The sequence below is a fragment of the Sporolactobacillus sp. KGMB 08714 genome (genome assembly GCF_036598985.1).
GTDB lineage: Bacteria > Bacillota > Bacilli > Bacillales > Sporolactobacillaceae > Sporolactobacillus.
On sequence record NZ_JAUUBW010000001.1, the window covers coordinates 138909 to 152986 of the forward strand.

At 46.3% G+C, this 14078-nt stretch carries 18 protein-coding genes and 1 pseudogene; 10 read left to right on the forward strand and 9 right to left on the reverse strand.

Annotated features, from left to right (window positions below; translation table 11 throughout):
* Positions 1–39: 39 nt before the first annotated feature.
* From Q6A92_RS00635 to Q6A92_RS00665, 7 genes and pseudogenes are all read left to right on the forward strand, one after another.
* Positions 40–522, forward strand: coding sequence for a DUF3995 domain-containing protein (locus tag Q6A92_RS00635; protein WP_332236699.1), 483 nt, complete (start codon positions 40–42; stop codon positions 520–522).
* A gap of 1153 nt (positions 523–1675) precedes the next feature.
* Complete coding sequence (asd, locus tag Q6A92_RS00640) at positions 1676–2794, forward strand: aspartate-semialdehyde dehydrogenase (RefSeq protein ID WP_332236700.1); 1119 nt, start codon at positions 1676–1678, stop codon at positions 2792–2794.
* Between the two features lie 391 nt (positions 2795–3185).
* The gene (locus Q6A92_RS00645; protein ID WP_332236701.1) at positions 3186–3671 is read left to right on the forward strand and encodes a GNAT family N-acetyltransferase; all 486 of its coding nucleotides are present in this window, start codon (positions 3186–3188) and stop codon (positions 3669–3671) included.
* A 353-nt stretch (positions 3672–4024) separates the two neighbouring features.
* On the forward strand, positions 4025–4363 hold the full coding sequence (locus tag Q6A92_RS00650) for a carboxymuconolactone decarboxylase family protein (RefSeq protein WP_332236702.1): 339 nt from the start codon (positions 4025–4027) through the stop codon (positions 4361–4363).
* A 141-nt stretch (positions 4364–4504) separates the two neighbouring features.
* On the forward strand, positions 4505–4714 hold the full coding sequence (locus tag Q6A92_RS00655; RefSeq protein WP_274400061.1) for a hypothetical protein: 210 nt from the start codon (positions 4505–4507) through the stop codon (positions 4712–4714).
* 326 nt (positions 4715–5040) lie between these two features.
* A complete protein-coding gene (locus Q6A92_RS00660; RefSeq protein ID WP_332236703.1) occupies positions 5041–5670 on the forward strand; it encodes an HAD family hydrolase in 630 nt (209 codons plus the stop codon).
* A gap of 132 nt (positions 5671–5802) precedes the next feature.
* Positions 5803–6411, forward strand: a pseudogene (locus tag Q6A92_RS00665) (transglutaminase-like domain-containing protein).
* A 262-nt stretch (positions 6412–6673) separates the two neighbouring features.
* On the opposite strand, the gene Q6A92_RS00670 reads toward Q6A92_RS00665, so the two are convergent.
* The 7 genes from Q6A92_RS00670 to Q6A92_RS00700 all read right to left on the reverse strand — a co-directional run bounded on the left by Q6A92_RS00670 (position 6674) and on the right by Q6A92_RS00700 (position 10838).
* Positions 6674–7435, reverse strand: coding sequence for an ABC transporter permease (locus Q6A92_RS00670; protein ID WP_332236704.1), 762 nt, complete (start codon positions 7433–7435; stop codon positions 6674–6676).
* A 2-nt stretch (positions 7436–7437) separates the two neighbouring features.
* A complete protein-coding gene (locus Q6A92_RS00675) occupies positions 7438–8196 on the reverse strand; it encodes an ABC transporter ATP-binding protein (RefSeq protein ID WP_332236705.1) in 759 nt (252 codons plus the stop codon).
* Positions 8180–8554 carry a DUF1048 domain-containing protein gene (locus tag Q6A92_RS00680; protein WP_274400066.1) on the reverse strand — a complete coding sequence of 125 codons (375 nt, stop codon included), beginning with the start codon at positions 8552–8554 and terminating at the stop codon, positions 8180–8182. The genes Q6A92_RS00675 and Q6A92_RS00680 overlap by 17 nt, the downstream gene beginning before the upstream one ends.
* A gap of 9 nt (positions 8555–8563) precedes the next feature.
* Positions 8564–8911: a DUF1048 domain-containing protein gene (locus Q6A92_RS00685; protein WP_274400068.1), complete on the reverse strand. Its 348-nt coding sequence runs from the start codon at positions 8909–8911 to the stop codon at positions 8564–8566.
* Entirely contained in the window at positions 8908–9216 is a 309-nt protein-coding gene (locus Q6A92_RS00690) for a PadR family transcriptional regulator (RefSeq protein ID WP_274400359.1), read from the reverse strand. The genes Q6A92_RS00685 and Q6A92_RS00690 overlap by 4 nt, the downstream gene beginning before the upstream one ends.
* A 414-nt stretch (positions 9217–9630) precedes the next feature.
* Positions 9631–10497 carry a pentapeptide repeat-containing protein gene (locus tag Q6A92_RS00695; protein WP_332236706.1) on the reverse strand — a complete coding sequence of 289 codons (867 nt, stop codon included), beginning with the start codon at positions 10495–10497 and terminating at the stop codon, positions 9631–9633.
* Between the two features lie 14 nt (positions 10498–10511).
* Positions 10512–10838: a PadR family transcriptional regulator gene (locus Q6A92_RS00700; protein ID WP_274400072.1), complete on the reverse strand. Its 327-nt coding sequence runs from the start codon at positions 10836–10838 to the stop codon at positions 10512–10514.
* A gap of 138 nt (positions 10839–10976) precedes the next feature.
* Here Q6A92_RS00700 and Q6A92_RS00705 point away from each other — a divergent pair, with 138 nt between their 5' ends.
* Together Q6A92_RS00705 and Q6A92_RS00710 are read left to right on the forward strand one after the other, a co-directional pair.
* The gene (locus Q6A92_RS00705) at positions 10977–11225 is read left to right on the forward strand and encodes a hypothetical protein (protein WP_274400074.1); all 249 of its coding nucleotides are present in this window, start codon (positions 10977–10979) and stop codon (positions 11223–11225) included.
* Between the two features lie 31 nt (positions 11226–11256).
* Positions 11257–11670 (forward strand): hypothetical protein, encoded by a 414-nt coding sequence (locus Q6A92_RS00710; RefSeq protein WP_332236707.1) that lies wholly within the window; start codon positions 11257–11259, stop codon positions 11668–11670.
* Between the two features lie 168 nt (positions 11671–11838).
* Here Q6A92_RS00710 and Q6A92_RS00715 read toward each other — a convergent pair whose 3' ends face one another.
* Positions 11839–12219, reverse strand: a complete 381-nt coding sequence (locus tag Q6A92_RS00715; RefSeq protein WP_274400078.1) for a carboxymuconolactone decarboxylase family protein — start codon at positions 12217–12219, stop codon at positions 11839–11841.
* 90 nt (positions 12220–12309) lie between these two features.
* Between Q6A92_RS00715 and Q6A92_RS00720 the strand changes: the two genes are divergently transcribed.
* A complete protein-coding gene (locus tag Q6A92_RS00720; RefSeq protein WP_274400080.1) occupies positions 12310–12678 on the forward strand; it encodes a MerR family transcriptional regulator in 369 nt (122 codons plus the stop codon).
* 68 nt (positions 12679–12746) lie between these two features.
* Here the strand turns inward: Q6A92_RS00720 and Q6A92_RS00725 are convergent, their stop codons facing one another.
* On the reverse strand, positions 12747–13955 hold the full coding sequence (locus Q6A92_RS00725) for an MFS transporter (protein WP_332236709.1): 1209 nt from the start codon (positions 13953–13955) through the stop codon (positions 12747–12749).
* Between the last annotated feature and the right edge of the window lie 123 nt (positions 13956–14078).

Here is a 14078-nt window from a genome sequence, read left to right on the forward strand (position 1 = left end):
TTTAGGAAAAAAATGTACCGCCGGGCAGAGGGAGTCGGGATGAAAATACAAACGGATGGCCGATTTTTATACGCCGGTGTGATCTGGACCGTTATTTTTGCCGGGATAAGCTTTTATTGGGCATCGGGGGGAATGATCGGCGCCAGGTCGCTTGGCGGCTCCATTTATAGACTGGCATTGCATCCGACCCCGGGTTTTACAGCAATGATTTGGACAACGGGAGTCATAAAATTGTTCGGGGCTCTCCTGCTTATGCTGCTGCTGATTAAATGGCGGAATCCTGCCATTCGGAAAGTTCTTTATTTAATAACCAGGTTTTCCGGGCTGCTGCTGTTTTTATACGGTCTGCTCAATTTTACAACAATATCTTTAAGTGCTGCCGGCTTCTTAAACTTTGCACTAGGAGAATATGCTACTTTCTGGAGGTTGGCTTTTTGGGAACCGCTTTGGATGATCGGCGGGATTTTCTACTTTTTTGCTGTTAAGAAAAAAAGTAATCGATCCTTAGAAGCAGCTGATTAAATCATCACTATAAAATGGAAACTTCAAATTTAAAAAAATCACATGACAGATGCATCGGACCAATCGATTCTATTTTTATACAAGAAACGTGAGATTATTTTCCGTTAAAAAAAGTTGCGGTCACTTTTTCCATGCCAGGGAGAGGCGCCTGATTCCTTCTCCGATTTCATCGCCGTTTAAACCGGCAAAGCCAAGCAGGATCTGCGGATGTTCCGGTTTGAGTCCGGCAGCATAGTAAATGGATGTGGGATATACTTTTACGCCTTCCTGCAGGGCCGTCAGATGATGATCGACTTTTCCTGGGACTGTCAGTCTCTCGAAAGACGGAGAGCGTGTCTGCGATCGCTAAACTTTCGCGACGACCGATAAACTGGGTGCGACGGCCAATAAAACCAGTGACGACCGAAAAACAGCATCTAACGACCGATAAACCTGGCGCGACGACCGATAAATTCCCGGCAACGACCGATAAACCGGATCTAACGACCGATAAACGGCCTGCTGCGGTCGATAAAAGCCACGGCCGAGCTCTCTATGCTGGCTGATATTTGTGAGATACATAAAAACCGGCAATATCAGTAAAAAAACTGCCTGCTTTCCTGCAGAACATGTTGTTGTCCGCAAAAAATCTGCCCGGCACAACCTATCACCGTTCGCAAAAAATATTGCCGCCCTCCAAAATAGGTTGTCCGTCCGTGCACAAATATCTTTTACAGCAATAAAATTGCATTGAGGCACTTTTGGCCCCTGTTATTTTCAGTCAGTCGGACGTCGCTGTCTTGCAGAGGGCCGTTTCCGCGATTTAGTCAAAGCAGGATCCCGCATCTGCGGGCTGTAGCGCTGCCAATTTACGGCCCGGCATCTTTTGCCGGTTTTTCAATGGATCGATCGCTGTCATTGCTGCCGGATCTTTTGACTCCGCGGATTCAAAGCATTGCCTTCTATAATCCGTGTATCTATTTTATAATGAAGGAAAAGAAACCTTAATGACCGCGGCGCGGCAAGAGATATCTTTTTTCGAGATTTTCCAGAAGTGACCCGGCCGGGGAAACGGGCGTGCAGGAATCCGGATCGGACGGACGTTCGATAATTTCCTGCTTTTCGGTTGAATCTGTAGTATAATAACTTTAATTTTATAAAGAGGGTGGGAAGTATGGATGACAAACTGAAGGTTGGAATTCTTGGGGGAACGGGCTTTGTCGGACAGAGATTCATCACCCTGCTCGAAAACCATCCTTTTTTTGAAGTGGCGGCCATAGCGGCAAGTCCCCGGTCCGCCGGCAGGACATATGAAGAAGCGGTTAAGAATCGATGGAAGCTGAATATCCCCATACCGGATTCCGTGAAGACTATTCGGGTGAAAGATGTTCATGAAGTCGATGAAATCAGCAAAGAAGTGGATTTTGTCTTTTGTGCGGTTGATATGCCTAAGGCTGAAATAAGGGAACTGGAGGAACAGTATGCGAAAGCGGAAGTTCCCGTAATCTCGAATAATTCTGCCCATCGGCTGACTCCGGATGTCCCGATGGTGATTCCGGAAATCAACAGCGATCATTTGAGAATCATTGAAAGTCAGAAAAAACGTCTGGGCACAAAATACGGTTTTATCGCCGTGAAACCGAACTGCTCGATTCAGAGCTATGTCCCGCCGCTGCACGCATTGAAAGAGTTTGAACCGACCGATGTGATTGTCAGCACTTATCAGGCCATTTCCGGTGCCGGAAAAACGTTCAAAGACTGGCCGGAAATGAATGACAATGTCATTCCTTTTATAAGCGGGGAAGAAGAGAAGAGTGAAAAGGAACCGATGAAGATATGGGGAAGAATTGAGGGCGACGGCATTGTGAATGCCTCTTCTCCAAGAATCAGCACTCAATGTATCCGCGTTCCGGTCTCAGACGGCCATCTGGCGACGGTTTTTGTCACTTTTAAACATAAACCGACAAAAGAACAGATTCTTGAGCGGTGGGCGTCATACAGCGGAAAACCGCAGGAATTGAAGCTGCCGACTGCCCCCCGGCAGTTCCTGAAATACATGACCGAAGACGATCGGCCCCAGACAAATCTGGACAGAGATTTTGAAAACGGCATGGGAATCACGATCGGCAGACTGCGCGAAGACACAATCTTTGACTATAAATTCGTCTGTCTGTCTCACAATACGCTGAGAGGAGCGGCTGGCGGCGGGCTGCTCACGGCGGAACTGCTGAAGAGCGAAGGCTATCTTATTTCCAGAGAAATAAAGAAAGCCGGACTGTCGACCAGTCTCTGAGGCCTAATTAATAAGAGCTGTTCAAAAAGGAAGGCAATTCGGGCCTTCCTTTTTGATATGACTGAATCGATCCGGAGTAAGGGTCGGAGAACGGCAGCAGAGAGAAATAGAAATGGAATTTAGTATCATTGCCGGGCGGGTATTGGGAATCTATTGATAAATCAAAGTCAGTTTAAGCCGGGATGTTATCTCAAAAGGTTTTGTTTGAATGACGGTCACGCGGTTATGACGGAGAAAACGGGGGTTGCTGTGCGCCGGTCTTCCTTTTTTGCTGCCGAAAAAAGGGAAGGGCAGCGAACGACAGAGGCTTTTTGTACTTCTGCTGTTTAAGGACACAGCGGAACACCTTTCAAAGAGATCCCGGAGGTCGGGAAGGAAGCATTTTAATAAAATGGATCCATCAAAAATTAGTTTGGCTTTTTACTCAGATGAATACAGCGAGGCTGTCCGACGGTATGTCATAAAAGAGCTGCATTTTACCGGTTCTCCTCAAGAGGCCGTTGAAACATGTAAAAGGGAATCCGATCGGTATGCGATTCTGGTTTTAGACGGGGAAACGGTTGTCGGTTTTTTTGTTCTGCATGGCCGGGCAGGTGCGAAAAAATACACAAATAATCGCAAAGCGCTTCTTCTCCGCACCTTTTCGATTGACAGCCGTTTTCAGGGAAAAGGATATGGAAGACGGACGATCGCTCTGCTTGATGTATTTGTAAAAGAGCATTTCCCTAATACAGATGAGGTTGTACTGGGCGTGAATCATGCGAATGTTGCGGCTCAGAAGCTTTATCTGCATCACGGGTTTGCTGACACCGGCCGAAGGGTCACGGGCATTCACGGAGAACAACTGGTATTATCCAAAAGGCTTGGTCGGAAGTAGAAACTACGCTGAAGAAGATAATGCACACGAATACGTACAGGGACTATGCGGTCTAAAGGAAAAGAAGCAATATCGGGAGCCGGCAGAGGGATTGGTAAGGTTATTGCCCTATATGATGAGAACGGAGCAGTTATTGTTTGTACAGCCTGAACCGAACAGAGTGAATTCTCAGGCAGTAAACGGCACCCAAATAGTTTGTAATCCCAGCCATATGTAAGTGCTCGTTAAGATAAATTTTTCACAAAATAAAAAAAGTGCAAGGATTTGGCTGAATTTAATGGATAATTGGCGAAAGGTGAAGTTAGTGTCTGATCCAGGCACCACTCAAAAAATCGTCGCGAGGAGAGATATCGATGACCGCGGAACAGTTGAAAAAACAACGTCAGACCTACAATAAAAAATTAATCGAAGCAGATTCTTTTTTTAAAGAATTTAGTACTTTGGATGAAAAAGCTTACGCTGAAGGAGCAATAAGTAAAAAGAACAAAGAGTTAATGGGCCTAGCGATTTCGGTGGCTACCCGCTGTAATGAGTGTATTCTTTATCATCTGGAAACTTCGATGAACGCCGAAGCCACTTTTGATGAGATCATGGAAGCAATAAAAATTGGTGTTATTGGCGGAGGTTCGATTACTTACCCAAATGCGAGATTTGCGTTGAAAATAATTGAAAAATTGATGAAAGAGAAATAACTTTGAGAAAATCAGGAACGTCCAATTTCGATGCAAGATCCGGAAACTCGAAGAAGTATTGTTAGATACAGGGCCTGCCGGAACAATTTTTAATGCGCATAGAGTTGAAAGGTTAGGAGTACCCCTGAAGCGGATGCTGTCGTGGACACAGTAAGAGGGGTTGAGTATGTTTATACTAAGATTTTTGCTGCGGTTTGTTTTGAAGGGGTCTGCCTGAAAAAATTTCAGGCAGAAGTTGGGAGTATAGATTATGGAATGAACATTGACGGGATTTTGAGATTTGACTTTATCCAGCACATACAATTTATTATAGATAACAAGGCTATGCGTGCGTATTCTTTAAAAAAATGATAGGTTCCAAAACAGAAAACTGCCACATAATTATGAGGTGATTTCTTTTATGAAAAAAATGAATGAGTCTCTTAATTTTTGCGGGAGATCTTGCGATAAAATCTGAAAAATATAAGAACCGAAGGACAATTTCGGCATATTCGCGTATGACGCTTATTGGTATAATAAATACAAAGGAATTTAACAGAGTCATCGGAAAGAGACTGCTTTTTTGCTGTCGCCTGTGACATTCATTGGTATTGCAAATCAATGTGTCGTTTTAATTTTCAAATGGCGATTCGAGGCAGTTCATTGAGAGTACAGGACATCATAAGAAGGTCATTTTCATGATTAAACTGATTATTTTTGACTACGACGGTGTGATCGTCGATTCTTTGTCTGCCGTCTATGATATTTATCTGACAATCGGAAAGAAACTCAATGTAGTGATGCCAGCTACAATCGATGCGTTTAAAAAAATATATACGGATGATTTTCGGGAATGCTACAGACATCTTGGTATCGTCGATGAGAATCAAAACAGGGCTGTCAAAATTTTCAAAGAAGAATTGGAGAAAAAAACACCGCAACTTTTTCAGGGGATTAGGGAAGTCTTATCCTGGGCGAGTCATGACTACCGCTTAGTTCTTGTTTCTTCGAATTACACCCATGAAGTGACAAAGAATCTGGAAAACGAAGGTATAAGGAAATATTTTGCGCTGGTTGAGGGAAACAGCGCCATTGATAAGTCTGAAAAATTCAGTCATGTTTTAAAAACATTTGATGTGGCTCCGGATGAGGCGATTGTCATAGGCGATCGAACGGCTGATCTGCTTTCTGCGCAGGACACACATATCCAAAATGTCATCTTAGTGGATTATGGATACGGCTACGACCGGACGAAATTTCACAATCAAATGACGGTGAACCAGCCTCTCGATCTAATAAACTTAATCAAAGCGATGGATGCTAAGTGAATCTTATCGAGCAGTGGCCATGTTTGCTTGCTCGTATTGATTTGGCCATATATTTGATCTGTTTTATACTTCCGGGTATGATCAAAAAAACAAACCGGGAAAAGATGGCAGTGACGGAGGGAGGCGCCTCTTGTGAAGCTAATTCCGGAATCCCCCTTTTTGAAGGACTATTTACAGGAAACGGACATTATTGACTGTTCCCATCCTTCAATTATTAATGCAGGAAGAAAATTATTCGGACAGGGACAATCTGATCTGGAGAAATCAAAGACAGCTTTTGAATTTGTCCGCGACTGCATCCACCATTCCTGGGATATACAGCATACGCGTGTCACCTGCATGGCATCGGATGTTCTTAAATGGAAAGAGGGAATCTGTTATGCAAAGTCTCGTTTGTTGGCTGCATGACTAAGATCTCAAGGCATACCGGCGGGTTTTTGCTATCAGAGACTGATGCTTTTTGATACTCCTGAAAAGGGATATTGTCTTCACGCTCTAAATGCCATTTTCATCAGGCAATTGCACAAATGGATTCGTCTGGACGCTCGGGAAAATAAAAAAGGAATTGACGCACAATTTTCGACGGACCGTGAGATTCTTGCTTTTTCAGTTCACGACCGTTTAGGAGAGAAAGACTATCCGGTCATTTACAGCCATCCTCATCCCAACACGGTCAATGCGTTATTGAAAAATGATGATGCTCTGAATATGTATCTTCATCATTTGCCTAGTGACATTTGATGAACATGAAAAAGAAGAGATTAACGATACGTGATCTTTTTTATAGAAGAGATAGTTATAGGGTATAGGATTCTGCGGCGCGGGAGCCTGTGGCCGCGCACATCTCTTTTGCACTTTTTCTTAGCAAGCCGGATGAGGGAGAGAGGGATGGAAAGCGAAATACGCCGCCGTTTCGAAGGGAGGGCGGCGACGTATCTTCCGGCAGACGTACCCGTCAGTAGGGAAATACCTAATCGGAGCTATCAGGTTCGTATAACCATCTTCATACTGCTTTACGTTTATAGACCAGCATGGCGAAAACGTAGGCAACAACAAGAATGCCCAAACACCAGGCGAGCGCAGTCCAGATGTCGTTGCCGACAGGCTGCCGGGCAAGCAGGGAACGTATTGCATTGACGATTGCGGTGACCGGCTGGTTTTCGGCGAAGGCGCAGATCGGTCCGGGCATGGACGAGGTGGGCACAAACGCCGAACTGATGAACGGCAGGAAGATAAGCGGATAGGAAAAGGCGCTCGCACCGTCCACCGATTTTGCGGTCAGTCCGGGAATCACGGCGATCCAGGTCAGGGCCAGCGTAACCAGTGCGAGGATACCTGCCACGGCCAGCCATGGTAATATCCCCGCCGACGAACGAAAGCCCATAATCAAAGCTACAAGAATGATGATGATAACCGAAAGGGCGTTTGAGACCAGCGAAGTCAGCACATGCCCCCACAGCACGGAGGAACGCGCGATCGGCATCGAGTAGAAGCGTTCGAAAATGCCCCGCTGTTTATCCATGACCAGGCGGACAGCCGTGTAGGATATGCCGGTGGCAATCGCAATCAGCAGGATGCCGGGCAGCAGGTAATTCACGTAATTATCCGTGCCGGTTTTTATCGCTCCGCCGAACACATAGACAAACAGCAGCATCATTGCGATCGGCATAATGGCAACCGTGATGATGGTGTCCATACTGCGGAAAATATGGCGCATGGAACGGCCAAGCATCACGCTCGTATCGCTGAAAAAATGTCTGTTCATCGTTATTTTTCCTCCTTCTTGCCGACGATTGCGAGGAAGATTTCTTCGAGCGTCGGCTGTTTTTCCACATATTCCACCTTTGCGGGCGGAAACAGCTTTTTCAGCTCTTCAAGCGTGCCGCTCACGATAATTCGTCCCTCATGCAGAATCGCAATTCGATCCGCAAGCTGCTCGGCTTCCTCCAGATACTGCGTGGTCAGGAACACGGTCGTGCCGCTGTCGGCAAGCTCTTTTACCGTCTTCCAGACCTCGATGCGCGCCTCAGGGTCAAGCCCGGTGGTCGGTTCGTCAAGAAAAATAAGCCTCGGTTTTCCGATCAGGCTCATGGCGATATCGAGCTTGCGGCGCATACCGCCCGAATAGGTGGAAACCCTGCGGTCGGCGGCCTCGGCCAGGCCGAAGCGTTTCAGTAAATCATCGGCGATCTGCCGCGGATTTTGGAGGTGGCGCAGCCTGGCGATCATGATCAGATTTTCCCGCCCGGTCAATATTTCGTCTACGGCGGCGAATTGCCCGGTCAGGCTGATCGATTGGCGCACATCGTCGGGCTTTGCTGCAACGTCGAAGCCGTTTACGGCGGCGGTTCCGCCGTCCTGTTTAAGCAGCGTGGTAAGGATCTTAACAATCGTCGTCTTGCCGGCGCCGTTGGAGCCGAGCAGGGCGAAAACCTCACCTCGCTTCACGTCAAATTCGACGCCCTTCAGGACTTCCGTGTCCTTGAAAGATTTCTTCAGGCCTTTCACTTCAATGGCTTTTTCCATCGCGAGATCCTCCTTCCTTATCCGTAACCTTTTTCATGGCCTTGTTCACTTCATGGTTAACAGATTCCTGATAGATGTCAGCGTAAGTTTTTGAATCTTTGATTAGATCGTCGCAGAAAGCTGCTACGTCCCTGCCTGTCACCTCGAGCACGCCTTTCCCCAGGGCCGCGCCTTCTTCAAAAAGATCGACAATCCCCGACAGCAAACCTATCCCGTCGGTTAGTTCAACAGGGCCGACCTTAAAAAGATATTTTTGAATCTCTTTATAAACAATCTGATAATCTTGCGGGAGCGCTTTGACGCGCGCCATGTGCGCCCGCCATTCTTTTTTGCCTTCGATGATATCCTGTATGCTCATTTTGTCCTCCTATTTGCCTAATTTTTTAGCGATATTATTATTGAGTTGCTCGCGCCACTTATCGCGAAAAGACTTGGCTCCTTCTTCGCCGGCCAGCGCTGAACAGAAGCCTTTGATATCGTCGCCCAATACTTCCCGGGCACTTTGACCGTCCGCTGCCGCCTCTTCGAGCAGGCCAAGCACACCGTCAAGAATCGGCATGAGGTTGCGGCCGGTGAAATCTGAGTGCGGCCAAAGATTGGCCTTGATTTTTTCCCATGCCGCTTGATAATCTGCCGGCAGTTTTTTGGCTCGCGATTCAAAAGTTTTCAATTCTTTAGTCATGTCGCTGCCTGTGACTTTTTCCCAAAAATTCATTGCTTTTCCTCCTTTAACTCATTAATTTTTGATGATACGAACTCCCATTTTTTCCAGAACTTCCGCAGTTCCTCGTGCCCCGCGTCGTTAAGCACGAAAAACTTTCGCGGCGGCCCTTTGTCGGAGGGCTTTTTGGTGACCTCTACCAGCTTGCTTCTTTCCAGCCGAACCAGGATGGTGTACACCGTTCCCTCCACAACATCCGTGAAGCCGAGGGCGTTCAGCCGCCGCGTGATTTCGTAGCCGTAGGTTTCTTTGCGGCTTATAATTTCCAGGACGCAGCCTTCAAGCACGCCTTTAAGCATTTCCGTTAGGTTTTTCAGCACAATCGCCCCACTATTCCGTATGACTTATATTCTGTATCACTTACTACAGCTATATAGTAATACGCAATAGATGGCTTGTCAATGGCGGTTGTTCTAATAATGAATCTCCTCTAAAACGCAAAAGGCATACCGGCAAGCAGGGCTACAGCTGCCTATCTTTATTCGAGTGCAAAATAATCCGATTGTTTCCGCCAATAAAAATGAGTGCACGTTCTGGATGGCTCAGTTTCGCATAACCTTCGCTTATCGTAAGATAAAGGTTTGACCTCAATAGGAAATTTCTGTCCGGCCGGGGGCTGGTTATTTTCTGAAATGACAGGTGGTCGATCCGAGACGCCGAAAACGGCCGATAGGACCGCAAATCCAGCCGGAAGGGACCAAAATCTTCCGGGCCTAAATGACAGTAACTTTTGATAGATCGGCTTTTGCACCTTTGAGCGCAGCATAGGTCAGCTTATCCATCATCGCACCGTCAAAGCAGATAGTTTTAATGGCGCGGTAATACTTTTTGGAAAAAGTAATCGGTGCAAGGAAGGATACATTTTTGAACGTCGCCCCTCTAAACATCGCTTCGTTCAGCGCCGCTTTGTCGAACTTGACGCCGATAAATGTCTGCCCGTCGAGGCACAGGCCCCGCAGGTCGGAATATTTGAAGTCTACGCCGTCAAAGGTACAGTTTTCAAATAGGGCTTTTCTGAGATCGGTCATTGTCAGTTTGACGTCGGTCAGTTTTACGTCTGCAAATTTGGCCCCGTTCAGATCCGACGTGCTGATATTGGTGCGGACAAGAATCGATTGCCGGAAACTGGTATCTCTGAGATCGCTGGCGTATAGCGTGCAGTCAGTCAGGTTCGCACCATCGAAATTGGCTTCGCGCAAAGCGCTGGCGGCGAACGAGCTGCCGGTTAAATCTGCACCCGAAAAGTCGGAGCCGCGCAAAGCGCTCCCTTTAAATTTTCCTTTATGTGCGGTAACGCCGGCAAAATCGCTTTTCTGCAGATCGCTCGCGTTGAAGTTTATCAGCGCCTGCCGCTCCAGCGAGCGAGAAGAGTTGGCAACTTCCTGTACCGTTTGCTCAATATCGCCGATGCTGTCGACCGTCATCTGGAAAGCCGTTTCATCGTCCTTGCCCTCGTCCCTGAGCTCGCGGAACCGCTCCTGCAGATCGGTGAGCAGGTCAGCCTTCAATTCGGCAACACTTTTTACTCCATCATAAGGCGCGAAAACGTCATTCAAATAATCCGTTAACTTTTCATTCATAACATCCGATCTCCTCACAATAAGTTGTCAAGTACGCGCTTGGCGTATTCCCAGTTCCTTTTGTTCTCCGAATAAACGGCTTTCCCTTTTTCGGTGATCTTATAGTACTTTCTTCTGCCTCCTTGTGTCTGGTCGCCCCAGTAAGAAACGATACATCCGTCGCTTTCCAGCCGTTTCAGGCTGGAATACATGGTCGCCTCCTTCAGCTCGTATTCGCCATTAGAATTTTGCCGGATCAATTTTGTGATTTGATAGCCATATTGGTCTTCGTCTATCAACAGTTTCAAAATCATTGTATCTGTATGCCCTCTGAGTAAATCGGAGGAGAGTTTTTTATTCATCGTATGCCCCCTCGTCAAATATAATATAGGTCATATTACTATGACTGTCAATATAATATGATCGTCGCTATACCATGATTATCATTAATTTAGAGGAAAATGGATTCTAAGGTAAAAATCTCAGGCAGAAATCGGAGAATGAATGATGAAATAGAGACAGACGAAACTTCAGAATTGGATTTTATCCGGCATTTATTACCAGATAACAAAGCCGCCTTATGTGAGTGGGGTCACCCTATTAATCTCTATGATTTCAAAACCAGTGGAAGGGGGCTGCCTTGTTTCAATGATGAGGGGAACGAAATACTGAGACGGGATCGAACCGGCGGGCCGATTCGGAGCAGCTGGAAAAATAGACTTGATTCTTTTCAAAATGGCTGTGATTAATGCGCATACAATTAAAAAAAGCCATTTACTTTTGAATCGACAGCAAATGGTTAAAAAAAAATTAAATAGGTATCCCTTATCGATCGGTGCATTCGGTTTATCGGCCATGGCACTCCGCTTATTGACCAGTCCCCTCGGCTTATCGGTCATCGCAGATGATTTATCGGTCGACATGGGCAGTTTATCGGTCATTGTACGTGATTTATCGGTCGACAAAGGCAGTTTATCGGTCATTGTACGTGATTTATCGGTCGACAAAGGCAGTTTATCGGTCATCGCAGGCGATTTATCGATCGCCGCCGGGAGTTCATCAGTCGGTGCCCCCGGTTTATCGATTGCCGCGGGAATTCATCAGTCGGTGCCCCCGGTTTATCGATTGCCGCGGGAATTCATCAGTCGGTGCCCCCGGTTCATCAGCCGTCGCAGTAAGCTGATCAGTCGTTAGGCGCCGTTTATCGGTCGTCACGTCCGTTCTATCGATCGTTGCGGCAGTTTATTGATTGCGGAAGGAAACGCTTTTCATCTTTCGAGATTGACGATCGCAGAAAAAGTAAATCATCGTCTGATGACATAGCAGGAAAATGGGCTAAAGAGATACTGATAAAAACTTATTTTATATGAGTCCTCTTTCTTGAAAAATTTTCTTGGCTGCGGCTGCCGCATTTAACGCTCTGGGGAAACCGGCATAGGGGACACAGTGAATAAAAATTTCAGCAATTTCCTTGGGCGTCACGCCGACATTTAGTGCACCGTTGATGTGGACGCGCAGCTGATTTTCTGCACCGCCGATTGATGCGAGGCTGCTTAATGTGATTCGCTCGCGCTGTTTCAAGTCCAAAACAGGGCGAGTATAGATGTCTCCAAAGGCAAATTCAATGATGAACCTTCCCAAATCAGGAGCGACGTCTTTCAAAGATTGAACGACCTCGGTTCCTGCACCGCCGTCCACTTCGGACAATTTTTCCAATCCGGCTTCATAACGATTTTTCTCCATGTTTTTTATCCTCCTTTTTTTTGCTACAATCTAAGCGTAAGGGCTGGAGTATACTCTATGTCAAATCAAAATTTACGGGGAGGCATTCGGATGGATTTTTCAATCGGCGACTTTGCAAAATTAACCGGACTAAGCATTTATACGCTTCGCTATTATGAAAAGGAAAAATTAATTTTCCCCGGCAGAGATGAACATAATCAAAGACGCTATACGGAGAAGGACAAAGCCTGGATTGAATTTATACTCAGGCTGAAAGAAACGGCCATGCCTTTAAAAGACATACAAAAGTATGCGAAGCTGAGATATGAAGGCGACCAAACGATGGAAGAAAGACTGGAAATGCTCCGCCTGCACCGGCTGTCGATACTCGAAAAGAAAAAAGCGTTAGAAAATAATCTCAGCCACTTGGATAAGAAAATTGAAATCTACAGGAGAGCCATTCTTTCCGCAATGAAATAATCTTTATTCTGCATTCACATTTTTAATGAGTTCCAGGGGACCCGTTTTATCATGTTTTTAAAACGGCTTTACTTGCCGCTTACTGCTCCGGTTTGAGCCGGATGGAGAGTCTGCCGCCCGGGACCGAGAAGAAAGATAAAGAACAGCGTCAGGAGGGACAGGATTCCGCAACTGAACCAGGCAAGCGGAAACAGATGGCGGCTCTGAACAAAATCGAAGAAAGGGCCGCCGATGAGATTGCCCGCTGCTGCTCCGATTGCCCAGCCGAGATCGACAAATCCGTAGCAGGTGCTGAGCCGGTTTTCGGGGGCCCGTTCGGAAACCAGACTGTCGATTGTCGGAAGGGTCAATACCTCGCTCGTACTGAAGAGCAAAACAAAAAGAAATATGGACACTAAATGAGGAATCAGGCCAAGGATGAAGTAAGCGGCGCTCATCGAAAGAAACCCGAAGCATAGAATGAACCGGCCGGAAAATTTCTGGAAAAATAATTTTGCAATGGCGTATTGAAGAGAAATCACAAATAATCCGTTTATCGTGAATAAAAATCCGGTCAGAGAAGGCCTTTGAAAAAAATCGTTCATGTATAGGGGAATGGCCAGATTGAACTGGCTGTACACGAACCAGAAAATCGCGTTCACGAGTGCCAGAATCATCATGACGTAATGATGAAAAACATAATGGAACAGGTCTGCGGCAGGAATTTTCTGTTCGGCATGGATGTCATCGGGACCGGCAAACAAAATGAAAAGCAGAAAAATCAAATGAGCCAGAGCCGTCAGCATAAATATCCAAAAAACAGAGTAGCGGTAAAGCAATCCGCCCAGTATCGGGCCGATTGACGAGCCGATATTGATCACTGTATTGCGCAGAGCAAAGACTGCCTGTTTTGAGTCCCCGGCCAACTTGACAATAGTCGCCATTAAACCTGGAGCGAATAAGGCACCGCCTAGGCCAACGCATGCCGAGGCCAGAAAAATCGATGAAATATGACCGGCGGAGCTATAAAGAATGTAACCGATCAGCCGCACTGACAGACCGATGATCAGTAATCTTCTTTCCCCGAACCGATCGCTCAGTATGCCCCCAAAAAAAGTCAGTCCGCGCTGGCAAAGTACATTGACCGTCAGGACAAGTCCGATCGTGCCCGCTGATAGCTTCAGGCTGCTCAGATACAGGCTCAAAAAAGGCAGGATCATGAATGAACCAGTGTTGGTAAGCAGCAAGCCGAATAAGATAAGGGCAAGTCGCGGATGTATACTCTTAAACAGTTTCATATCATCAAGTTCCTTTCTTAATCATGGATTTTGCCCCTTTTCAGAAAGCAACTTCATCTTAATCAATTGACTTCTATTTGATAAACGAATAGTTTTAATAGTATTAATGAAAAAAATAAATAG